The 21317-nt window shown below is 63.7% G+C and carries 16 protein-coding genes and 1 pseudogene; 3 read left to right on the top strand and 14 right to left on the bottom strand.

Annotation, left to right across the window (positions count from 1 at the left end; translation table 11 throughout):
* Window positions 1-27: 27 nt before the first annotated feature.
* Together LCM4577_RS27795 and LCM4577_RS27790 are read right to left on the bottom strand one after the other, a co-directional pair.
* Window positions 28-1941 (bottom strand): potassium transporter Kup, encoded by a 1914-nt coding sequence (locus LCM4577_RS27795; RefSeq protein WP_071074264.1) that lies wholly within the window; start codon window positions 1939-1941, stop codon window positions 28-30.
* Window positions 1942-2027: 86 nt separating this feature from the next.
* The gene (locus LCM4577_RS27790; RefSeq protein WP_071031629.1) at window positions 2028-2768 is read right to left on the bottom strand and encodes a pyridoxine 5'-phosphate synthase; all 741 of its coding nucleotides are present in this window, start codon (window positions 2766-2768) and stop codon (window positions 2028-2030) included.
* 109 nt (window positions 2769-2877) lie between these two features.
* Between LCM4577_RS27790 and LCM4577_RS27785 the strand changes: the two genes are divergently transcribed.
* Window positions 2878-3273 (top strand): STAS/SEC14 domain-containing protein, encoded by a 396-nt coding sequence (locus LCM4577_RS27785; protein WP_071074263.1) that lies wholly within the window; start codon window positions 2878-2880, stop codon window positions 3271-3273.
* Window positions 3274-3285: 12 nt separating this feature from the next.
* Here the strand turns inward: LCM4577_RS27785 and LCM4577_RS27780 are convergent, their stop codons facing one another.
* From LCM4577_RS27780 to LCM4577_RS27735, 10 genes and pseudogenes are all read right to left on the bottom strand, one after another.
* The gene (locus LCM4577_RS27780) at window positions 3286-4413 is read right to left on the bottom strand and encodes an ATP-dependent RecD-like DNA helicase (protein ID WP_040982489.1); all 1128 of its coding nucleotides are present in this window, start codon (window positions 4411-4413) and stop codon (window positions 3286-3288) included.
* Window positions 4414-4579: 166 nt separating this feature from the next.
* Window positions 4580-5458: pseudogene (gene fusA / locus LCM4577_RS27775) on the bottom strand (elongation factor G); the annotation flags it as partial.
* Between the two features lie 137 nt (window positions 5459-5595).
* The gene (locus LCM4577_RS27770; protein ID WP_071031635.1) at window positions 5596-5940 is read right to left on the bottom strand and encodes a nitrile hydratase accessory protein; all 345 of its coding nucleotides are present in this window, start codon (window positions 5938-5940) and stop codon (window positions 5596-5598) included.
* The gene (gene nthB / locus LCM4577_RS27765; protein ID WP_071031637.1) at window positions 5927-6586 is read right to left on the bottom strand and encodes a nitrile hydratase subunit beta; all 660 of its coding nucleotides are present in this window, start codon (window positions 6584-6586) and stop codon (window positions 5927-5929) included. Before nthB ends, LCM4577_RS27770 begins: the two co-directional genes overlap by 14 nt.
* Complete coding sequence (gene nthA, locus LCM4577_RS27760; protein WP_071074261.1) at window positions 6583-7200, bottom strand: nitrile hydratase subunit alpha; 618 nt, start codon at window positions 7198-7200, stop codon at window positions 6583-6585. The genes nthB and nthA overlap by 4 nt, the downstream gene beginning before the upstream one ends.
* A 147-nt stretch (window positions 7201-7347) precedes the next feature.
* Entirely contained in the window at window positions 7348-10500 is a 3153-nt protein-coding gene (locus LCM4577_RS27755) for an efflux RND transporter permease subunit (RefSeq protein WP_071074260.1), read from the bottom strand.
* The gene (locus LCM4577_RS27750) at window positions 10497-11801 is read right to left on the bottom strand and encodes an efflux RND transporter periplasmic adaptor subunit (protein ID WP_071074394.1); all 1305 of its coding nucleotides are present in this window, start codon (window positions 11799-11801) and stop codon (window positions 10497-10499) included. The genes LCM4577_RS27755 and LCM4577_RS27750 overlap by 4 nt, the downstream gene beginning before the upstream one ends.
* A 311-nt stretch (window positions 11802-12112) precedes the next feature.
* The gene (locus LCM4577_RS27745; RefSeq protein WP_071074259.1) at window positions 12113-12709 is read right to left on the bottom strand and encodes a LysE family translocator; all 597 of its coding nucleotides are present in this window, start codon (window positions 12707-12709) and stop codon (window positions 12113-12115) included.
* 120 nt (window positions 12710-12829) lie between these two features.
* Window positions 12830-13405, bottom strand: coding sequence for an acetolactate synthase small subunit (ilvN, locus tag LCM4577_RS27740; RefSeq protein ID WP_040982128.1), 576 nt, complete (start codon window positions 13403-13405; stop codon window positions 12830-12832).
* Window positions 13406-13488: 83 nt separating this feature from the next.
* Window positions 13489-15270 (bottom strand): acetolactate synthase 3 large subunit, encoded by a 1782-nt coding sequence (locus LCM4577_RS27735; RefSeq protein WP_073985977.1) that lies wholly within the window; start codon window positions 15268-15270, stop codon window positions 13489-13491.
* Between the two features lie 344 nt (window positions 15271-15614).
* Here LCM4577_RS27735 and LCM4577_RS27730 point away from each other — a divergent pair, with 344 nt between their 5' ends.
* Together LCM4577_RS27730 and LCM4577_RS27725 are read left to right on the top strand one after the other, a co-directional pair.
* Complete coding sequence (locus tag LCM4577_RS27730; protein ID WP_071074258.1) at window positions 15615-17537, top strand: sigma-54-dependent Fis family transcriptional regulator; 1923 nt, start codon at window positions 15615-15617, stop codon at window positions 17535-17537.
* A gap of 164 nt (window positions 17538-17701) precedes the next feature.
* On the top strand, window positions 17702-19510 hold the full coding sequence (locus LCM4577_RS27725; protein WP_071074257.1) for an NAD(P)/FAD-dependent oxidoreductase: 1809 nt from the start codon (window positions 17702-17704) through the stop codon (window positions 19508-19510).
* Window positions 19511-19561: 51 nt separating this feature from the next.
* Here LCM4577_RS27725 and LCM4577_RS27720 read toward each other — a convergent pair whose 3' ends face one another.
* Together LCM4577_RS27720 and LCM4577_RS27715 are read right to left on the bottom strand one after the other, a co-directional pair.
* Window positions 19562-20152: an HD domain-containing protein gene (locus LCM4577_RS27720; RefSeq protein WP_071074256.1), complete on the bottom strand. Its 591-nt coding sequence runs from the start codon at window positions 20150-20152 to the stop codon at window positions 19562-19564.
* Complete coding sequence (locus LCM4577_RS27715; RefSeq protein ID WP_071074255.1) at window positions 20149-21300, bottom strand: gamma-butyrobetaine dioxygenase; 1152 nt, start codon at window positions 21298-21300, stop codon at window positions 20149-20151. The genes LCM4577_RS27720 and LCM4577_RS27715 overlap by 4 nt, the downstream gene beginning before the upstream one ends.
* Window positions 21301-21317 lie beyond the last annotated feature (17 nt).

The raw sequence follows: 21317 nt of genomic DNA, 5'->3' as shown, positions 1-21317 counted from the left end.
CTAACGCGCTGAGTGCCGGCTTGAAGATCAGATCGCCACCTGGGTGCCGATCTCCACCACGCGTCCGGTGGGGATCTGGAAATACTCCGTCGCGTCCGCCGCGGTGCGCGCCAGGCCGATGAACAGCCGGTCCTGCCAGACCGGCATGCCGGAATTGGGCGAGGCCTTCAGCGAGCGCCGTGACAGGAAGAAGGATGTCGTCATGATGTCGAACTTCCAGCCCTGCTTGCGGCAGATGGCCAGGGCGCGCGGAATGTTCGGCTGCTCCATATAGCCGAAGGTCAGCGTCACGCGCATGAACAGCTCGTTGACCGTCTCCAGCTTGACGCGCTCGCTGTCCGGCACCACCGGTTGCGGCGCCGTCACCACCGACAGGATGACGTTCTTCTCGTGCAGCACCTTGTAGTGCTTCAGGCTGTGCATCAGCGCCGTCGGCGCGCTCAGCGGATCGCTGGTCAGAAACACGGCAGTGCCCGACACCAGCTGCGGCTTCTTCTTCAACAGGTTCGCCGCCAGGAAATCAAGCGGGATCTCGTTGCGGCGCGTCTTGTCGAACAGATAGCGGCTACCGCGGATCCAGGTCCACATGATCAGCCCCATGATCGAGGCGACCGTGATCGACACCCAGCCGCCTTCGACGATCTTGACGACATTGGCCGAGAAGAAGCCGAGATCGATGACGCCGAACAGCATCGCCAGCGCCAGTGCCAGCGCCAGCTGCCATTTCCAGAGCCAGCGCATGACGACGAACAGAAGCACCGTCGTCATCAGCATCTCGCCGGTCACCGAAATGCCGTAGGCGGAGGCAAGCGCGCTCGAACTGCCGAAGCCGACGACCAGAAGCATCACGCCGAGCGCGACCAGAAGGTTGACCCTTGGCATATAGATCTGGCCGCTCTGCATCTCGGATGTGTGCTGCACCTCGATGCGGGGAAGAAGGTTGAGCTGCACCGCCTGCCTTGTCAGCGAGAAGGCGCCGGAGATGACGGCCTGGCTGGCGATGACCGTGGCCGCGGTCGCAAGTCCGACCATCGGCATCAGCGCCCATTCCGGCAGCATCTGGAAGAACGGGTTGGTGGGCTTGCCCCCATGCGAGAGCACGAATGCGCCCTGCCCGAAATAATTCAAGAGCAGGCAAGGGAAGACGATTGCGAACCAGGCCAGCACGATCGGCTTGCGGCCGAAATGGCCAAGGTCGACATAGAGCGCCTCGGCGCCGGTCACCGCCAGGAACACGGCGCCGACGGTGACGAAGGCGCCGGTCGGCGTGGTGGCCAGGTAATAGATCGCGTAATACGGATTGATCGCCAGGAAAACGGACGGGTCATCGACGATATGATAGAGGCCGGCCGCGCCGATCGCCACGAACCATGTCGCGGTCACCGGTCCGAACACCGCCGCCACCTTGCCCGTGCCGAACCTCTGCACGGCGAAAAGCACCGCAAGGATCACCAGCGTGATCGGCACCACATAGGCATCGAGCGCCGGCGTCACGACTTCCAGGCCCTCTACCGCCGACAGCACCGAGATCGCCGGCGTGATGATCGAATCGCCGAAGAACAGCGCGGCCCCGCAAAGGCCGATCACCAGGATAAGGCGTGAGCCGGGCGGATAGGCGCTGCGCGCCAGCGACATCAGCGACAGCGTGCCGCCCTCGCCCTTGTTGTCGGCCCTGAGCACGAAGGCGACATATTTGATCGTGACGATGATGGTGAGCGCCCAGACGATCAGCGACAGCACGCCCAGCACGTCATGCCGGGCGACCGAGCTGGATGAGGCATGCAGCGCCTCGCGGAAGGCGTAGATCGGGCTTGTGCCGATGTCGCCGTAGACGACGCCCAGCGCGCCAAGCATGAGGACCTTGGTGCTGTGCTGCCGTTCGGTTTCGGCATGGCCCGAGCGCTCGTGGGATTCCGTTTCGCCGGCGTTGGCTAGCACCATGAACCCCACTTCACCGGTTTCGTCACGCTCCACGGTCGCCGCGACACGCGGGACGCCCCAAGATTGCCGAAACTACTCAAAGTCCCCTACCATCCGCAGGCCTTCAAGAACCGCCCGACAGTCCCGGCCATGCCATACTCCAGCGCATCCGCTGTCAACCCATGTCCAATCGATACTTCGGCCAATGCCGGGATGCGTTTGGCCAGTGCCGGCAGGTTCTTCACCGTCAGATCGTGGCCGGCATTGACGCCGAGCTCGGCCTTGAATGCAGCGTCGGCGGTTTTTCCTAGTCTTTCCAGTTCTTTCGCCGCCTTTGCGGAATCGGAATGGAAACCTCCATATGGCCCGGTATAGAGCTCGATGCGGTCGGCACCAGTATCGCGCGCCGCGTTGACCCCGTCCGGATCCGCATCGGAAAACAGCGACACGCGGAAGCCGCCCTTCTTCAGCCGCTTGACGATCGGAATGAGGAACGCCGCCTGGGCGACGAAGTTCCAGCCATGGTCCGAGGTTGCCTGTGCCGGATCGTCCGGCACCAGCGTCACCTGATCGGGCTGGTGCTTTTCGACCAGCGCCAGGAAATCCTCGGTCGGATAGCCCTCGATGTTGAACTCCGCGCCCGGAAACTCGTCGTCGATCAGCGCCCTGATCTCCGGCAGGTCGGAATGCCTGGTGTGCCGCTCGTCGGGCCTGGGATGCACCGTCAGCCCATGCGCGCCGGCGGCAAGCGCTATGCGGCCAAGCCCGGTGACGCTTGGCCATGGCAGGTCGCGACGGTTGCGCAGCATGGCGACGGCGTTGAGGTTGACCGAAAGCTTGGCGGGCATGGGCTGGCGTCCAGTGGATCGGCGGGCATCTATACCGCCTTTGACGGGAACAGATAGGGGGTTTCGCGTGTTCCAGGGGATAGTTGGAGGCTAAGGTGAGGATTTGCCAGTGAATTTCCTCGAAGCCGTGCCGGCGATCCGCCGCATCGAGACCAACCGCGACGCGCTTTTTGCCATCGACGTCGTCGGCGATGTCTCGCCGGCCGACGCGGAAAACCTGTTCGGCCTGCTGGAAGCCGCTTACGCACTGCATCCGAGGATCGACGTGCTGATCAGGCTGACCGACGAGGAAAGCGTCGACTGGGCCAATATCAAGCAGGACACGCTTCGGCAGGGCGTGGCAGACGCGATGGAACATGTCGTGCGTTGCGCCGTCATCGGCGAGCCGGGCTGGGCCTCCCTCGTCACCGGCCTCTTCCCCAAAACGCTGCCTTTCGAAGTCAGACGCTTCGATGTCGACGATGAGGAAGCCGCCTGGCAGTGGCTTGGCGCAAGGCCGACCTGATGGCCAAAAACCTCAGCGCACCACTGTCAGCCGCTCGGCGGCGCGGGTGATCGCCGTATAAAGCCAGCGCTGCCTTGTTTCCTTGAAGGCCCAGCTCTCGTCGAACAGCACGACGTCGTTCCACTGCGAACCCTGCGCCTTGTGCACGGTCAGCGCGTAGCCATAGTCGAAATCGTCGAAGCGCTTCTTCTGCTGCCAGGGGATCTCGGCGTCCGGATCCTCGAAGGCCGCCTTGAGCAGCTTGATCTTGGCGACGCCGCGATCGGGATCGTCCTCTTCCGGCGAGACCAGAAGGTTGATGCCGGGCTTCACCGTCTCGCGCGACGAGGTCATCACCTTCCACAGCGAGCCGTTGAGCAGCCCCTTGGCCGGGTCGTTGCGCAGGCAGACCAGCTTATCGCCGGCTTGCGGGAAATCGGCATTGAACCCCTTCAGCTCGCGCAGCCTTTGATTGTAGCGGCGGCGCGTGCGGTTGGTGCCGACCAGCACCTGGTCGGCCTTGAGCACCAGATCCTGGTTGACTGCTTCCCTGCCGATCACCTGCGCCGTGCCATAGTCGCCATGCATGAATTCGCGCCCCTCGCGGACGTCGAGCGCGAGCCGGATGATCGGATTGTCGCGCGCCTGGCGGTGGATTTCGGTCAACAGCACGTCCGGCTCGTGCTCGGTGAAGAAGCCGCCGCCCGAGATCGGCGGAAGCTGGGCCGGATCGCCAAGCACCAGGATCGGCGTGCCGAAGCTCTGCAGGTCGCGGCCGAGCTGCTCGTCGACCATCGAGCATTCGTCGATGACGACGAGCTTGGCGCGCGCGATCGGACTTTGCCGGTTGAGCGAAAAGGTCGGCGACATCGAGGTCTTGCCGGTCACCTCGTCCTCGACCGATTCCTCCCCCTTCGGCCTGTAGATCAGCGAATGGATGGTGCGGGCATTGGTCGCCCCCTTCGAGCGCAGCACCTGCGCCGCCTTGCCGGTGAAGGCGGCGAACTGCACCTGCCCGTCGACATGCTCGGCGAAATAGCGCGCCAGCGTCGTCTTGCCGGTGCCGGCATAGCCGAACAGCCGAAAGACCTGCGGCCGGCCCTCCTTGAGCCAGCGCCCAACCGCTTTCAGAGCCTCATCCTGTTGGGGAGAAAATTCCATCAGTGCGACAGACCGGATTCGCAAGCGAAAGACAAGATTGGCCGCAATGCCGACCGTTGTCGGCAGCAAAGCCTCCGACACCTCAGGCTATCAGCCGCAAACCGGAACGTAAAGAGAACAAAACCGCTGGGTGCCTTGAACAGAACTCAGCCCAGCGGGTATCAAATCAGCCGTAGGCGGCGACTGCCGGAGGCGGCGGTGGATCGCGGTCAGCCCTCGGAACGGGCGCGTAGTGGTCGAACTGCATCGTGTAGGTCGCGCGGCCCTGGCTTAGCGAGTCAAGGTTGTTGACATACTTGAACATGGTGGCAAGTGGGACCGTCGCGTTGACAACGATGGCATCGCCGCGGCTTATCCGACTCTTGACCAGACCGCGGCGGCCATGCAGGTCGCCGATAATGCTGATGACATAGATTTCCGGCGTCACCACCTCGACCTTCATGATCGGCTCGAGCAATTGCACGCCGAGGCTGGGCGCGGCTTCCTTGAAGCAGGCGCGGCCGGCGATCTCGAAGGCCAAAGCCGAAGAGTCGGTCCCGTGAAAAGCCCCATCAACCAAAGCAGCCTTGACGCCGATCATCGGGAAGCCGGCGAAGGGTCCCGCGACCAGGATGCTGCGCACCCCTTTTTCGACCGCGGCGGCATAATCACCAGGGAAAGCGCCGTCGGGAACCCTCGACACGAACATGAAATCCGGATTGTGCCCGTTCGGCTCGAACAGGACCTTGACGCGAGCGAACTGTCCCTGGCCGGCCAATAGCCTTTTATGCGTGTAGTCCTGTTCGCGCGCGTGGGTGATCGTCTCGCGATAGGCCACTTGCGGTGCGCCCACATTGACCGCAACGTTGAACTCGCGGGTCAAGCGATAGAAGATGATGTCTAGGTCAAGCTCATTCATCGCGGCGATGATGGTCTGGCCCGATTCCTTGTCCCGTTTTACCTCGAAGTCAGAACGTTCCTCTGCCAGCTTTGCCAAGGCCGCACGAAACTTCTTCTCGTCGGCCCTGGACTTCGGCTCGATCGCGAGTTGCAGCAAAGGCCATGGCGCGCCGGATATTTTCATCATGATTACATGGTCGCAGGCAGCTCCAATATCTGCAACCAAGGGCTTATACGAAATCCGAACTGCGGTAACGGAAATATAAATTGACCTTTTTGGGTCTGGCGGCACATAGCCTGCGATCAGAGCCTCGGATCATTCTCCAGCAGGATCGGCTTGCCGTGCGGCGTGGCGTGCGCGGCGCGTTCCCAGGCGGCGGTAAGCTCATCGACCTCAGTCTTGCCGGCGACCCCTTTGCGCGACAAAAGCTTCTCCAGCGCCGCCAGCCAGTGCTCGTAATAGTCGTGCCCGTCGCTCGCGGCGCCCGGCTGTTTCACCTCGGCCGATAAGGCCTCCGCCCATTCGCTCCACGAGAACAGGCCTTTGCCATGCAGCGCGACAGTCAGCGCAAAGGCTTCGGCCTGCCACGGCTCGGCGAAGACCGGCTCGTCGAAACCCGCCGGCAACTTGGCCTCATGCCGGCTCAAGATAGCTCTCCCAGGCATCGATCGAGACGCTGAGCGTCGGATCGGCGCCCTCGCCCCAGATTTCGGCCCCGTCGAACACCACCGTATAGACCCATTGCGGGTTCTCACCCTTGCCATGCGCGTTGCTGTCGGGGAAGACGAAGCCGCCGCGCACGGCCTCGATCCTCCCGGTCTTGTCGCGCGCGTAGCGCGGCAGGCGCGTATGGCCGGTCGGGTTGAAATTCTTCGTGCGCACCCGGTCGCCCGCTTGGAACCGCGCCGGCGTGGCGACCGGCCGGTCGCACGGACCGCCCTTGGCGAGCACCGCCGGCACATCCGCCGCCTTCAGCACCCGTTTCGGTGTCGCGGCCGCGTCGACCGCCTTACCGGCGGCAAGGTCGCGCTCGGTGACGAAGCCGTGGCGCTTCAGCAGCGTTTCCAGCGCCTTGATCCAGATCTGGTAGTAGCTCGATGAATAATAATCGGCGGGATGCAGCGATTCCCGCGCATGCCGGCTCTCGTCGATGTTCCAGGCGCCCATGCCGCCGGCGGTGAGCGTCACGCCCAGCGCCCGCTTTTCCCATGCAGCGTGGAAATAAGGCTCGTCCTTCTCGGGCGCGACAGGCCCGAAACCCATCTGTCCGCCGAGATCCTGCGGCCCGTTCATGCCGGTTCCCCTTCCGGCTCTTTGGCAAGCGCGGTGCCGATCATCGCGTCGCGGCTGACCAGCCCTGCGAGCTGCTCCTCGCTCCAACCCTGCGTGCCTTTCGGCCGCATCGGCACCACGAGGTAGCGGAGCTCGGCGGTCGAATCCCAGACGCGAATCTTCTTCTCCGCCGGCAGCGTCAGCCCAAACTCCTCGAGCACGCCGCGCGGATCGATCACCGCCCGCGAGCGGTAAGGCGGCGCCTTGTACCAGACCGGCGGCAGGCCGAGCACCGACCAAGGATAGCAGGAGCAGAGCGTGCAGACGACGAGGTTATGCGTCTCCTCGGTGTTGAACACGGCCTGCATGTGCTCGCCCTGGCGCCCTGTATAGGAGAGCGACTCGATCGCCGCCGTCGCGTCGCGCTTGAGCCATTCGGCATAGGCCGGATCGCTCCAGGCCTTCGCCACCACCCGCGCGCCATTGCGCGGGCCGATCTTGGTCTCATAGGTATCGACGATGATGTCGATCGCCGCCGGATCGATCAGGCCCTTTTGGGTCAGGATCGTCTCCAGCGCGCGCACGCGCGCCGCGAACGGATCAAGCTCGTTGTCGTGGTCATGATCATGGGACATGGCCCAAGGTTACGATCGCCGGCATGGCGCCGCAAGCGCCACGGCTTGGGCCAGTCGGAACTGGAGCGAAACTGAGGCTTCGCTCCAGGTTTGTTTTCTGAGGCATGATCTTGTCCGAAAAGTCTGCAACTTTTCGGGATCATGCTCCTACTCGGCCGCCACCTTCTTCGGCTCTGCCTCGCCGTCAAACAGCGAGGCTTGCTCGCCGCCTTCCACCACATGCAGCGCCGGCTGGTTCCGTCTCGATGAGAAGCTGAGCAGCCAGCCCGAGAAATTCTCGAAATAGACGTAGATCACCGGCGTGACGAACAGCGTCAGCGCCTGCGAGGCGAGCAGGCCGCCGACCACGGCAACGCCGAGCGGCTGGCGCAATTCGGCGCTGGCGCCGGTGCCGAGCGCGATCGGGAACGTCCCCATCAGCGCGGCAAGCGTCGTCATCATGATCGGCCGGAAACGCATCAGGCAGGCTTTGTGGATGGAGTCCTTCGCCGACATGCCTTGTCGCCTGAGCTCCAGCGCGACGTCGACCATCATGATGCCGTTCTTCTTGACGATGCCGATCAGCATCAGGATGCCGATCACCGCGATCACCGAAAGGTCCATGCCGGCGAAGCGCAGCGCCACCACCGCGCCAAGCACCGCCGACGGCAGGCCGGTGAGGATGGTGAGCGGGTGGATGAAGCTCTCATAGAGCATGCCGAGCACGATATAGATCGTCAGGATCGCGCCGCCGATCAGAAAACCCTGGTTGGCCAGCGAATCCTGGAAGGTCTTGGCCGTGCCGGCAAAGCTTGTCGAGATCTCCTTCGGCATGCCGATCTGTTCTTTGAGTTGGTCGATGCGGGTCACCGTGTCGCCGAGCGAGACGCCCTGCGGCAGATTGTAGGAGATCGTCACCGCCGGAAGCTGGCCGAGCTGATTGACCGTCAGCGCGCCGGCCGTACGATCGACATGCGCGAAGGCGCCGAGGGGCACCAGGTTGCCGCTCGCCGTCCGCATCTGGATGGCCAGCATCCGCTCCGGCGACCATTCGATCTTGGGGTCGAGCTCGGTGATAACCTCATAGCTGTCGGCCGAACCGAAGATCGTCGAAACCTGGTCGGTGCCGAAGCCGCCATAGAGAGCCGAACGCAGCGTGTCGGTATCGATGCCAAGCTGGGCGGCCTTGTCGCGGTCGATCACCAGCGACGCCTGCAATGCGTTGTTCTGCAGGTCGCTGGTGACATCGGTGAACATCGTGTGGTCCGCGACCATCGCGTCGTTCAGCTTCTGCGCCCAGATGTCGGTCTGGCCGGTATCCAGACCCTGCACCACGAGCTGATAGGCGCTGGCGGACGACCGCGAGCCGAGGCGCAGGTTCTGCACCGGCTGCATATAGGTTTCGATGCCGGCCACGTTGGAAAGTTGCTTCCTCAGATCGGACTGCACCTTCTCGATGTCGGGGCGTTGGCTCTTGTCCTTCAACTGGACGTAAAGCCGGCCTTGATTGAGCGCGCTTTGACCGCCGCCCACCGACCAGGCGACATGCGTCACATAGGGAGAATGCGAGAACACGTCGGCGACCTTGCCCTGCAGCTTGACCATGGCGTCGAAGGAGATGTCCTGGCGCGCAAGCGTGGTCACCGAGATCTGGCTGATATCCTCCTGCGGAAAGAAGCCCTTCGGCGAAACCTGGATCAGCCACACCGACGCAGCCGCGGTGGCGACGAAGACGAGGAACACCAGGAAAGTGTTTCGCAGGCAGAAGCCCAGGATCCGGTCGTAGCCGCGCGTGATGAGGTCCGGCTTGTGACCGGGCGCATGCTTTTCGCGATCGGCCTTGGTCACCGACAACAGACGCGAGCAGAGCATCGGCGTCAGCGTCAGCGACACGAACATCGAGGCCAGGATGGCGACGGTCACCACGACGGCGAATTCGTTGAAGATACGGCCGATGACGCCGCCCATCAGAAGCACCGGAATGAACACGGCCACCAGCGAGATCGAGATCGAGATGATGGTGAAGCCGATTTCACGCGCGCCTTTCAGCGCCGCGTCGAAGGCCGACAGCCCATCCTCTTCCATGTGGCGGAAGATGTTTTCCAGCATGACGATGGCGTCGTCGACGACAAGGCCGACGGCCAAGGTCAATCCCATCAGCGAGATGTTGTCGATCGAGAAGCCGAACAGGAACATCGCGCCAAGCGTGGCGATCAACGAGATCGGCACCGCCACGGCCGGAATGATGGTTGCCGTCACCCGGCGCAGGAACACGAAGATCACCATCACCACCAGGGCAATCGTCAGGAGCAGCGTGAACTGGACGTCGCCGACGGCTTGCCGGATCGAAGTCGACCGGTCGTTAAGCAGCTTGATCGAGGCTGCCGCCGGCATCTGGTCCTGGAAGGACGGCAGCATCGCCTTGACCTTGTCGACCACCTCGACGGTGTTGGCGTCGGGCTGGCGCTGGACCGCCAGGATGATGGCGCGCGTGCCGTCATACCAGCTTGCCGTCGTCGTGGTCTCGACCGAGTCGACGACGCGGGTCACCTCGCCCAACCGCACCGGGTGACCATTCTTGGTGGCGATGATCAGGTTGGAGAAGCCGGCGGCATTGTCGAGCTGCGTGTTGGCGGTGATGGTCAGCTGCTGCTTGTTGTTCTGCAGGACGCCGAGCGGCGTGTTGCTGTTGGCCGAGGTGATCGCGGCCTGCAGCTGATCGATCGAGATGCCGCGCGCGGCGAGCGCGGTCGGATCGATCTGGATGCGCACGGCATATTTCTGCTGGCCGAAGATCGAGACCTGCGCGACGCCATCGATGGTCGACAGCGACGGCGAGATGACGTTTTCGGCAAAGGCGTCCAGATCGGTCAGCGGGACCGTGTCGCTGACCAGCGACATCAGGAGGATCGGCGCGTCGGCCGGATTGACCTTTCGATAGCTCGGCGGCGCCGTCATTTCCGGCGGCAGCGATTTTTGCGTGCGCGCGATCGCCGCCTGGACATCCGCGGCCGCCGCGTCGATGTCGCGGTTGAGCACGAACTGGATGGCGATCGAGGTCTGGCCGAGCGAATTGGTGGTCGAGATCGAATCGATGCCCGCGATGGTCGCGAATTGCTTGATCAGCGGCGTCGCCACTGATGTCGCCATCGTCTCCGGCGAGGCGCCGGGCAGGCTGGCAGAAACATTGACCACCGGAAATTCGGCGCTGGGCAGCGCCGCCACCGGCAGGAACTTGTAGGCAAAAATGCCGCCCAGAATGAGGGCGAACGACATCAGAAGGGTGGCGACAGGCTTGCGTATGCAGAATTCGGAGATCATTGGCTCGCCCCGCCGGCCTTGTCGGCCTCCGCGACTTTGGGCGATGCCTGATCGCCGGATCCGGCCGCGGCTTTGCCTTCATGCACCGCCGCGCCGTTCTTCAACCGTGTCTGGCCTTCGACGACGACCTTCTCGCCGCTCTTGAGACCATCGCTGATGGCGCTGTTCTGGCCCACCGTCAGCGCCACCTGCACCGGCCGCATCTCGACGGTGTTGTCCGGCTTGACCACATAAACGAATGGTCCCTTCTGGCTGGGCTGCACCGCGACCGTCGGAACCGAGGTCATCTGTGGCATCGTGCCGGCCTCGAGCACCACGTTCACATATTGCCCGGGCCACAGCGAAAGATCCGGATTCGGTATGCTCGCCCGCGTCGCGATGGTGCCGGAGGCCGTGTCGACGCTGGAATCGACGAAATCGAGCGTGCCCTTGCCGATCGCCGTGGGATCGCCGTCCTTGGTCAGCGTCACGTCGCCTTGCGTCGGATTCGCCAGTTCCTTGTGCAGCAGAGCAAGATTGCTCTCGGGCAGCGTGAAGTTCACCTGCAGCGGGTCCATCTGCGTGATGGTGACCAGCGGCGTCGAGCTGCCTGAGTTGCCGTTGCTGGTGGTGACCAGATCGCCGACCGAGACGTTGACGGCGCCAAGCCGGCCCGAGATCGGCGCCGAGATGGTCGCGTAGCTCAACTGCACGGTGTCGGCATCGATGGTCGCCTTGTCGGCGTCGATGGTGGCGGCCGCGGCCTTCTGCGCCGCCAGCGCCTGATCGTAGGTCTGCTGCGTGCCGGCCTGCTTGGCGACGAGGTCCTTGGCGCGCTGCAGGTCGGCCTGGGCGCTCACCAGCATCGCCTGGTCCTTGGCGAGCTGCGCCTGGTCCTTGGCGAGCTGCGCCTTCAGCGCGCGGTCATCGAGCGAAATGAGCAGATCACCGGCCTTGACCATCTGCCCGTCCTTGACCGCAATCGACACGATCTGGCTGGAAACACGGGCATTGATGTTCACCACCTCCGGGGAAGAGACGAAGCCGATGGCATAGCGGCGTATCGGGAAATCAGCGGTCGTCGCGGCTGCGGCGACGATCGAGGCCGAACGCGGACCGCCGCCTTTCGCATTGTCGCCTTTCGCATTGTCAGGGGCGCCGGCCGCTTTATCGCCGCTCGCCGTCTTGTCCGCGGTGGCCACGCTAGCCTGCTTGCCCGAAATCAGCTGCTGCAGCTTGACCAACGTCGTGGGCGAAAAATAGAGCCCGCCGCCCGCCAGGCAGGCGACCGCGACAATTGCAAAGGCGATTTTTCCGCGCATCGACAAATGAGTCCTCTACCCGACACGCCGATCCCGGTGGTCTATCCTAGCTCGTTTCACGGCCGTCTGCCGCGATTTTCGCCGAATAGATAGGACAAGGCCCGGGCGGAAAAGGGCCAAAACGCGGGATTACGAAGATTTAATGTGCAGTGCACAAATGTTGGGCAGTCGGCAAACGAGCAGGATGAGGCGCCATCATCCGATCGAAAATAGACCGAAAGTGCCCTTTCCGAGAGGGGAGCCGAGCGTGCCCAATAGTGGCGAGACGCAAAGCCGTGCGCCGGCATCACCTGAGTATCAAGACATCTTTACTAGCGAAGCATCGGCCACAGGGTCGCCGCCAGTAACAGACCCATGGCCATGTTGAACCATTTCAGCCGCGCCGGATTCGACAGGAAGCCGCGCAGCGCCGTGCCGAAACCGGCCCATACCGAAACGCTGGGTAGGTTGACGACGGTGAAGGCGATCGAGATCAGCGCCACCGAGACGAACGGGTGATCGGCATTGGTGTAGACGGCCATCGCGGTGATCGCCATCACCCATGCCTTGGGGTTGACCCACTGGAAGGCAGCAGCGTCGATGAAGCGCATCGGCCGCCCCTCCGCGCCTTTTCCGTCGCTCATCGAGCGCGACATGGCGATCTTCCAGGCGAGATAAAGCAGATAGACGGCGCCTGCGATCTTCAGCGCCGTATGCAGCGCAGGCAGCGCTGTCAGCACCGCGCCGAGCCCGAAGCCGACGGCCAGCAGCAGGATCAGAAAGCCGATGCTGACGCCCAGCATGTGCGGGACCGTCCTGGCGATACCGAAATTGACGCCCGAAGCGAGCAGCATGAGGTTGTTCGGCCCCGGCGTGATCGACGTCACGAAGGCGTAGACCAGCAGCGCAAGGAATGCGTCGAGCGACATGTCATCCTCCCGGATATGTCAGCCTTACTGTCCTTTTTTTAGCAGATGCGCAAAAGCCACCGGCGGAGGACTGCCGGACCAGAGACAAGGTTGAAACGGTGTGAGCGCTGGTCGTCCTTGTCACATTCCCTGCGGGCCGCGGTTCATCGCGGCGACGCCGGTACGGCAGATCTCGACCAGGCCAAGCGGCTTCATGATGGCAATGAACTGGTCGAGCTTGGAGCCCTTGCCGGTGATCTCGAAGATGAAATGCTCGGTGTTGGCGTCGATGACCGAGGCGCGGAAAGCGTCCGCAAGGCGGAGCGCCTCGACCCGGGCATCGCCGGTGCCGGCGACCTTGACCAGCGCGAGCTCGCGTTCCAGCGGCCGGTCCTGGCCAAGCTCGTGCGAACGGACGGACAGGTCGACCACCCGGTGCACCGGCACGATGCGTTCGAGCTGGTTCTTGATCTGCTCCATCACATGCGGCGTGCCGCGCGTCACGATGGTGATGCGCGAGAGATGCTTCTCATGCTCGGTCTCGGAGACGGTAAGGCTCTCGATGTTGTAGCCGCGACCGGAAAAAAGGCCGATGACGCGGGCAAGCACGCCCGGCTCGTTGTCGACCAGCACCGAAAGCGTGTGCGTTTCCGGCTTCTCGGTTTCCTTGGCGATGAAATAGGCGGAGCCGGTCGGTTGGAGGTGTTGTGCGTTCATAAGATGAATCTCGATTTCAGACTTTTGAGCTAATTCTCTGTTTGCGCACGGCTTTCTCGCGACAGCCCCGCCTTTGTGGCCGCCTACACCAATTCCCTGCCCTTGGCGTCGATGGCGTTGGCCACCGCTTCGTCGGTCGCCTCGTCCGGCAGGAGCATCTCGTTATGCGCCTTGCCCGACGGGATCATCGGGAAGCAGTTGGCCAAGGTCGCCACGCGGCAGTCGAACAGAACCGGCTTCTTCACYGAGATCATCTCCCGGATCGCGTCGTCGAGCTCATCCGGCTTGTCGCAACGGATGCCGTGGCCGCCATAGGCTTCCGCCAGCTTGACGAAGTCCGGCATCGCCTCGGTGTAGGAATGCGACAACCGGTTGCCATGCAGCAGCTGCTGCCACTGGCGCACCATGCCCATATACTGGTTGTTGAGGATGAAGATCTTGATCGGCGCCTCATACTGCACCGCCGAGCTCATCTCCTGCATGGTCATCTGCACCGAAGCGTCGCCGGCGATGTCGACGACCAGCGCATCCGGATGCGCGATCTGCACGCCGAGCGCCGCCGGCAGGCCGTAGCCCATCGTGCCCAGGCCGCCCGAGGTCATCCAGCGGTTCGGCTTGTCGAAATGATAGTGCTGCGCCGCCCACATCTGGTGCTGGCCAACCTCGGTGGTGATGTAGGTGTCCATGTCCTTGGTCAGCGCGTAGAGCCGCTGGATCGCGTATTGCGGCATGATCACGTCGTTGTTCATCTTGTAGGCGAGCGAATCGCGCGCCCGCCATTTCGCGATCTGCTCCCACCACGGATAGAGCGCCTTCTTGTCGGTCTTGGCGGTCGCCCGCCACAGCCGCACCAGATCCTCCAGCACGCGGCCGACATCGCCGATGATCGGCACATCGGTGTGGACGTTCTTGTTGATCGAGGACGGGTCGATGTCGATGTGGATCTTCTTCGAATTCGGCGAGAACGCATTGAGCCGGCCGGTGATGCGGTCGTCGAAGCGCGCGCCGATGCAGACCATCACGTCGCAATCGTGCATCGCCATATTGGCTTCGTAGGTGCCGTGCATGCCGAGCATGCCGACCCAGTTCTTGCCGGATGCCGGATAGGCGCCGAGCCCCATCAGCGTCGAGGTGATCGGGAAGCCGGTGAGGTCGACCAGCTCGCGCAGCAGATGGCTGGCTTCCGGTCCCGAATTGATGACGCCGCCGCCCGAATAGATGATCGGTTTCTTGGCGCCGGCCATCAGCTCGACCGCCGCCTTCACCTTTTCCAGGTCGCCCTGGACCTTCGGCTGGTAGCTGGTGCGCGGCGCCGTCTGCGGCGGCACATAGATGCCCTTGGCGAACTGCACGTCCTTCGGGATGTCGACCACAACGGGACCGGGCCGCCCGGTCGTCGCGACATGGAACGCTTCATGGATGGTGGCGGCGAGCTCGTTGACGTCCTTCACCAGCCAGTTGTGCTTGGTGCAGGGCCGCGTGATGCCGACCGTGTCGCATTCCTGGAAGGCGTCGGAGCCGATCAGCGACGTCGGCACCTGGCCGGTGAGGCAGACCAGCGGAATGGAATCCATCAGCGCATCCTGCAGCGGCGTCACCGCGTTGGTGGCGCCGGGGCCGGACGTCACCAGAAGCACGCCGGCCTTGCCGGTCGAGCGCGCATAGCCTTCCGCCGCATGGCCGGCGCCCTGCTCGTGCCGGACCAGGATGTGCTCGACCTCGTCTTGTTGAAAAATTTCATCGTAAATCGGGAGAACCGCGCCGCCCGGGTAGCCGAAGATGTGCTTGACGCCATTGTCCTTCAGCGCCTGCACCACCATTTCGGCGCCCGTCATCTCGCGCCGCTCGTTCTGTCCGTTGCTCATCGGTCTGGTCCCGTACTGTTTCGCCGTCTGGCGATTGCTGGTCGTTTAGTTCGATTGGAGGCAATAAAAAAGGCCCCCGAGGGAGCCTGTGGGATGCGCATGGGAGGATTTCGCCCGGCGGTTACACCGCCTTGCCCACGCGCCAGCCTACGAGAATGAGTGCCGTTTTCATGGGCGCGGACAATAAGGGCGAAAACGCGGGCTCGTCAATGGGGTCCGGTACGAATTCACCCGCCTGTGAGAATGGCGCCGGCGCGTTCCTTTGATACAGCTACCATAGTACAGTTGAGCGTGCCTCTCCGACGCACCACTATGCGTTGGCAAAGGACGTGCGAGGAGGACGCATGGCTGGCGAGCGGGAGCATATCCGCGAAATCGAACAGGTGCTGTCCGGCGCGCGATCGGCCCGCGACGATATCGTGGTCCAATCCTGGCTGCGCTGCATCGACACGCATCGGCTCGACCCGGCACGTCCGACGGAAGCCTACATCGTTCCCGACACGCAGTTGCGCGAGCACCGCGAGCAGTCCGAAAGGCTGATCGCCATTGCCCGCAGCGGCCTCGAGACATTGTTCAAGCAGGTGGCGGGCCAGAACTACGTCTTGCTGCTGGCCGATGCCAAGGGCGTCACCGTCGACTTTCTCGGCGACCCGCTGTTCATGGATCAGTTGCGCAAGGCCGGGCTCTATCTCGGCTCCGAATGGTCGGAGAGCCGCACCGGAACCTGCGGCGTCGGCTCCTGCATCGTCACCGGCGAGGCGATGACCATTCACCAGACCGACCATTTCGACACCACCCACACGCCGCTTTCCTGCACCGCTGCGCCGATCTTCGACACCAAGGGCGAATTGACCGCCGTGCTCGACATATCGCTGCTGCGCTCGCCGCAGCCGAAGGTCAGCCAGAACCTTGCCCTTCACCTTGTGACGGCATCCGCCCGGCGCATYGAGCTCGCCAATTTGATGGCGCAGATGCATTCGGAATGGGTGCTGCGCTTCTCACGTTCGCCCGAATTCCTCGACGTCGATCCGGAAGCGGCCATCGCGCTCGACGCGTCGGGCCGGATCCTCGGCACGACGCGCGGCGCGGCGCTGCTTTTGGCGCAAGCCGGTGGCATCGACTGGAGGCTCTCGTCCTCGCCGATCGGCCAGCCGATCTCGCGTTACCTCGACATGGATATCGACGACTTGCCGAATTTGACGCGCGGCCGCCCGACCGAGGAGCGGCTGGTGTTCGGCCGCAACGGCAGCGCGCTGTTCGCGCATGCCATCGAACCGCAGCCGACGAGTGGACGCCGCGCCCCTGTGGAGGTGCTGCCGGGACCGATCGCCGAGCTTTCGGGCGGCGACCCGGTTATGACGGCGGTGCAAATGCGGGCAGCCAAGCTGGCGCGCACCGCGATCCCGATCCTGATCCATGGCGAGACCGGCTCCGGCAAAGAGGTTCTCGCCCGGGCGATCCATGACAGTTCCGGGCGCGCCGGCCCGTTCGTGGCCATCAACTGCGCGGCTATCCCGGAACATCTGATCGAGAGCGAGCTGTTCGGGCATGCCGCTGGCGCCTTTACCGGCGCCACGGCCAGAGGGCGCAAGGGTCTGATCGAGAGCGCCGACGGCGGCACGCTGTTCCTCGACGAGATCGGCGATATGCCCTACGCGCTGCAATCGCGGCTTTTGCGAGTGATCGCCGAGCGCGAACTGGTCCCGGTCGGCGGCATCGCGCCTCGGCCCGTCGACATCAAGGTCATCTCCGCCTCGCATCATGACCTGCGCCAGCTGGTTGCCGAGGGCCGTTTCCGCGAGGACCTGTTCTATAGGCTGAACGCCGCCCCGCTGACCTTGCCGCCACTGCGCGAGCGCACGGATTTCGAATGGCTGCTGGAACGGCTGGTCGGCGAGCGCGCACGTCTTGCCGGGCGGCCGGCAAAACTGTCGGCGGCGGCGCGGCTGGCGCTGATCCGCCACGACTGGCCCGGCAACATCCGCGAGCTCGTCAACGCCGTGGATCTGGCGGTGGCGCTTTGCGAGGACGAGACGATCCAGCCTTCCGACCTTCCCGATTTCGGCGCCTCCCGCGCGGCGCCGCCGGCCCCGTCCGCCAGCCTGGTCGCGCTGCGCGCGCCCTCGCTCGAGGAAGAGCGCGGCGCCCTGTTGGCCGTGCTGGCGGCAACCGGCTGGAACATTTCCGAAGCCGCCCGGCGTCTCGGCGTCGACCGCACCACGGTGCATCGCCGCATGAAGCGCCTGCGGCTGGAAGCACCGAATTGATACTGCAGGACTGTGGCGCGCCGTAGCGCGTGCAACAGAAACGCAACAGGCAAGACGACGGAAGAGCGTCCTAACAGGTTGATTCCATTGCAATCCATAATGAGCGCCACGGTTGGCACGCCGCTTGCTGCTCATGGCGCACTCTAGCAAGTGGAGGAGAACAAATGCTCGAGAGAACACCCACCACCAAGGCGCAGGCACTGCTCGACAAGTTCGGCAAGGCGCTGGAAGCCGGCGGCATCGACAGCGCCGTCAACTGCTTCCAGGCCGACTGCTACTGGCGCGACCTCGTCACCTTCACCTGGAACCTGAAGACGATGGAAGGCCAGGACCAGGTTCGCGACATGCTGCGGGCGACGCTGGCCAGCACCAAGCCGACCGGCTGGTCGGTGGCCAAGGGCGAGGAAGCGAGCGAGGACGGCGGCGTCATCACCGCCTGGATCACCTTCGAGACGAGCGTGGCGCGCGGCTTTGGCCTCGTGCGGTTCAAGGGCGACCTGATCTGGACGCTGCTGACCACGATGGCGGAGCTGAAAGGCTATGAAGAGAAAGCGGGCTTCACCCGCCCCCTCGGCGCCAAGCACGGACACGGCAAGGACCGCAAGACGTGGCGCGAGGAGCGCGACGACGAGATCGCCGAGCTCGGCCACACCAAGCAGCCCTATGTCGTCATCATCGGCGGCGGCCAGGGCGGAATTGCTCTCGGCGCAAGGCTGAAACAGCTCGGCGTGCCGGCCGTCATCGTCGAGAAGAACGAGCGTCCGGGCGACTCCTGGCGCAAGCGCTACAAGTCGCTCTGCCTGCACGACCCGGTCTGGTACGATCACCTTCCCTATATCGACTTCCCCAAGAACTGGCCGGTCTTCGCGCCGAAGGACAAGATCGGCGACTGGCTGGAGATGTACACCAAGGTGATGGAGCTGAACTATTGGTCCTCCACCACCGCCAAATCCGCCAAATACGACGAGAAGACGAAGGAATGGACCGTGGTCGTCGAGCGCGACGGCAAGGAAATGGTGCTGAAGCCCAAGCAGCTGGTGCTGGCGACCGGTATGTCCGGCAAGGCGAACTGGCCGAAATACAAGGGCCAGGACATCTTCAAGGGCGAGCAGCAGCACTCCTCGACCCATCCCGGCCCGGACAAATACCGGGGCAAGAAGGTGGTGGTCATCGGCTCGAACAACTCGGCGCACGATATCTGCGCAGCACTTTGGGAAGGCGGCGCGGACGTGACCATGGTGCAGCGCTCGTCGACCCATATCGTCAAGTCGGACACGCTGATGGATATCGGGCTTGGCGCACTCTACTCCGAGCAGGCGGTGGAGAACGGCATGACAACGCGCAAGGCCGACATGATCTTCGCTTCGCTCCCCTACCGCATCCTGCACGAGTTCCAGATCCCGCTCTACGAGCAGATGAAGGAGCGCGACGCAAAATTCTACGCCGACTTGGAAAAGGCAGGCTTCCTGCTCGACTGGGGTGACGACGGCTCGGGTCTGTTCATGAAATACCTGCGCCGCGGCTCCGGCTATTACATCGATGTCGGCGCCTGCGACCTCGTCATCGACGGCTCGATCAAGCTGAAGAGCGGACCGGGCGCCGCGGTGCAGGAATTGACCGAGACCGGTGTCAAATTCGTCGACGGCACCGAACTGCCGGCCGACCTCGTGATCTATGCCACCGGCTACGGCTCGATGAACGGCTGGGCCGCCGATCTCATCTCGCAGGAGGTGGCGGACAAGGTCGGCAAGGTCTGGGGCCTCGGCTCCGCCACCACCAAGGATCCCGGCCCATGGGAAGGCGAGCAGCGCAACATGTGGAAGCCGACGCAACAGGAAGCGCTGTGGTTCCATGGCGGCAACCTGCACCAGTCGCGGCACTACTCGCAGTATCTGTCACTGCAGCTCAAAGCCAGGCAGGTCGGCTTGCCGACGCCGGTCTATGGGCTGCAGGAGGTCTATCACAAGAGCTGACGCACAGCGCTCTCGCGGAAGGCGGAAGCCCGGTCAGCCGGGCTTCCGCGTCTATGCCGCCTTTTCAGCCGCGAACTTCTTCACCACCCGCTCGAGCAACGGCACGTAATCGCGGAAGGCTCGCGTCTTCATATTGGCGACCTTGCCGCCCTCGTCCCAGATGCGCACGCGCACCGCTTCGTCGTGGAACGGATTGCTGCGGAACTCGGCCACTTCCGCCGCGCTCATCGGCCCGCCCTGCAACGACAGCGTATGCATCGAGGCCGGCGACAGCTTGCCGAAATAGCTTGGATCGGTGGCGCACAGATAGCGCTTGGCCGAGACATGCAGCCTGACGCATTCGACGATGACCGGCGGAAAGAAAGGCGCCAGCACCTCGCCGCCCGCCTCGTCATGATGCTTGTCCTCGACGTCGTCAGGCGAATAGGTGCCGAACTCGCTGGTGTAGTGGCCGATGTCGTGCAGCAGCGCCGCTGCCACCAGTTCCTCCGGCGCGCCATCCTGCTCGGCCAACCACGCGCCCTGCAGCATATGCTCCGACATCGTGACAGGCTCGCCGAGATAGGATTCCGCCCCGCGGCGCTCGAAGATATCGGCGATGAATTCGACGATGTTGCCGGCATTCAGGTCGTTCGGTTTCATTCCGCCGCCTCCTTGAAACCATGCTCGATCGCGGCAAGCGTCGACAGCAGGCCGTCCTTGTCGGCGTAGCAGCCCTGCAGCCATCGCTTGCCGCTGCCCGAAAACGCCTTGCGCGCATGCATGACGCGGGTGTTGTCGACGATGAAGGATTGTCCCGCTTCGAGCTTGAAGGTGACCTCGAAAGCCGGATCCTCGATCAGCTCAGCGAACCGGCGGTAGGCCGCATAGTATTTGTCCATCTCGGCGAACGGCACGTCGACGGCCGGCGCCAGCGAGCGGTTGTTGAAGCGGATGCAGATGAGCTCGCCATCGGGTCCGAGTTCGATCATCGGCCGCTTGGACTGGAGCCGCACGCCCGACGAGCCGGCATACTCGAAACGCGCCGGATAGGAAGAGAGCAGCCGGAAGCCGTCCGGGTTTTCCGCCTGAAGTGCCGCCGCCACCGCGAACCCGTCGACGACGCTGGATTCGCCGCCTTCCACTGTGTTCTCGATGCAGGACAAGATCTGCAGCGTCGGCACCGGGTCGCGATAGGGATTGTCGGTATGCGCCTGCAGGCCGAGATTGGTATAGGCGAGGTTGTTCGGATTGACCTCGGCGCGCACCTCGAACCAGCGCCCGTAATTGGTCTCCCGGACGTAGCCGAAGAGGTCGGCCACCTTGCACAGCGCGCCGGATTCCGTGGGCAGGCCGTCCATGACGGCAAAGCCGAAGCGGCGCACCGCTGCCAGCCATTGCCGCAGCACGTTGCCGTCGCGGCTGGCATCCCCATAGGCAGCGCGCGGCACGGAATTCTGCATCGTGGCTTTCGTCCAGCGCTGTACGTCGCCTCCCGTCCAGCCGGGCTCGTGATCCTCCTTGCGATCATAGGCATGAGCGCGGAGCCAGCTTGCGGGAAAGTTGACGGCCTTGCCTTCGGGAACGAATGTGACCTCCAGCGTTTCGCCCCTGATGGAGGCCGCACCGATCCGCGTTTCCGCCGGAATATCGAGAATGGTGATCAGCCGCTGGCCGTTGCCGGCGCTGCGCGTCTTGTCGTCCAGCGCATTGTCTCGCAGCCACATGGCGTGGAAGCGGCTCACCGCTCCGTCCTGCCAGCCAAGCTCGATCGTTCGCCCATCGTCGCCCAGCGTTACCCTCATCAACATACTTTGAAAGCTCCCGT

Origin of the sequence: Mesorhizobium sp. LCM 4577 (assembly GCF_001854795.2) — a bacterium.
Lineage (GTDB): Bacteria > Pseudomonadota > Alphaproteobacteria > Rhizobiales > Rhizobiaceae > Mesorhizobium > Mesorhizobium plurifarium.
This window is presented reverse-complemented; position numbering and strand designations above follow the sequence as displayed.

Coding starts and splice junctions, on each gene's coding strand:
- nthA (WP_071074261.1), bottom strand. CDS start 7,200: ATGTCCCATGATCATGACCACGACAACGAGCTTGATCCGTTCGCGGCG.
- LCM4577_RS27720 (WP_071074256.1), bottom strand. CDS start 20,152: ATGAAACCGAACGACCTGAATGCCGGCAACATCGTCGAATTCATCGCC.
- LCM4577_RS27790 (WP_071031629.1), bottom strand. CDS start 2,768: ATGCCCGCCAAGCTTTCGGTCAACCTCAACGCCGTCGCCATGCTGCGC.
- LCM4577_RS27780 (WP_040982489.1), bottom strand. CDS start 4,413: ATGGAATTTTCTCCCCAACAGGATGAGGCTCTGAAAGCGGTTGGGCGC.
- LCM4577_RS27715 (WP_071074255.1), bottom strand. CDS start 21,300: ATGTTGATGAGGGTAACGCTGGGCGACGATGGGCGAACGATCGAGCTT.
- LCM4577_RS27755 (WP_071074260.1), bottom strand. CDS start 10,500: ATGATCTCCGAATTCTGCATACGCAAGCCTGTCGCCACCCTTCTGATG.
- nthB (WP_071031637.1), bottom strand. CDS start 6,586: ATGAACGGGCCGCAGGATCTCGGCGGACAGATGGGTTTCGGGCCTGTC.
- LCM4577_RS27750 (WP_071074394.1), bottom strand. CDS start 11,801: ATGCGCGGAAAAATCGCCTTTGCAATTGTCGCGGTCGCCTGCCTGGCG.
- ilvN (WP_040982128.1), bottom strand. CDS start 13,405: ATGAACGCACAACACCTCCAACCGACCGGCTCCGCCTATTTCATCGCC.
- LCM4577_RS27725 (WP_071074257.1), top strand. CDS start 17,702: ATGCTCGAGAGAACACCCACCACCAAGGCGCAGGCACTGCTCGACAAG.
- LCM4577_RS27745 (WP_071074259.1), bottom strand. CDS start 12,709: ATGTCGCTCGACGCATTCCTTGCGCTGCTGGTCTACGCCTTCGTGACG.
- LCM4577_RS27795 (WP_071074264.1), bottom strand. CDS start 1,941: ATGGTGCTAGCCAACGCCGGCGAAACGGAATCCCACGAGCGCTCGGGC.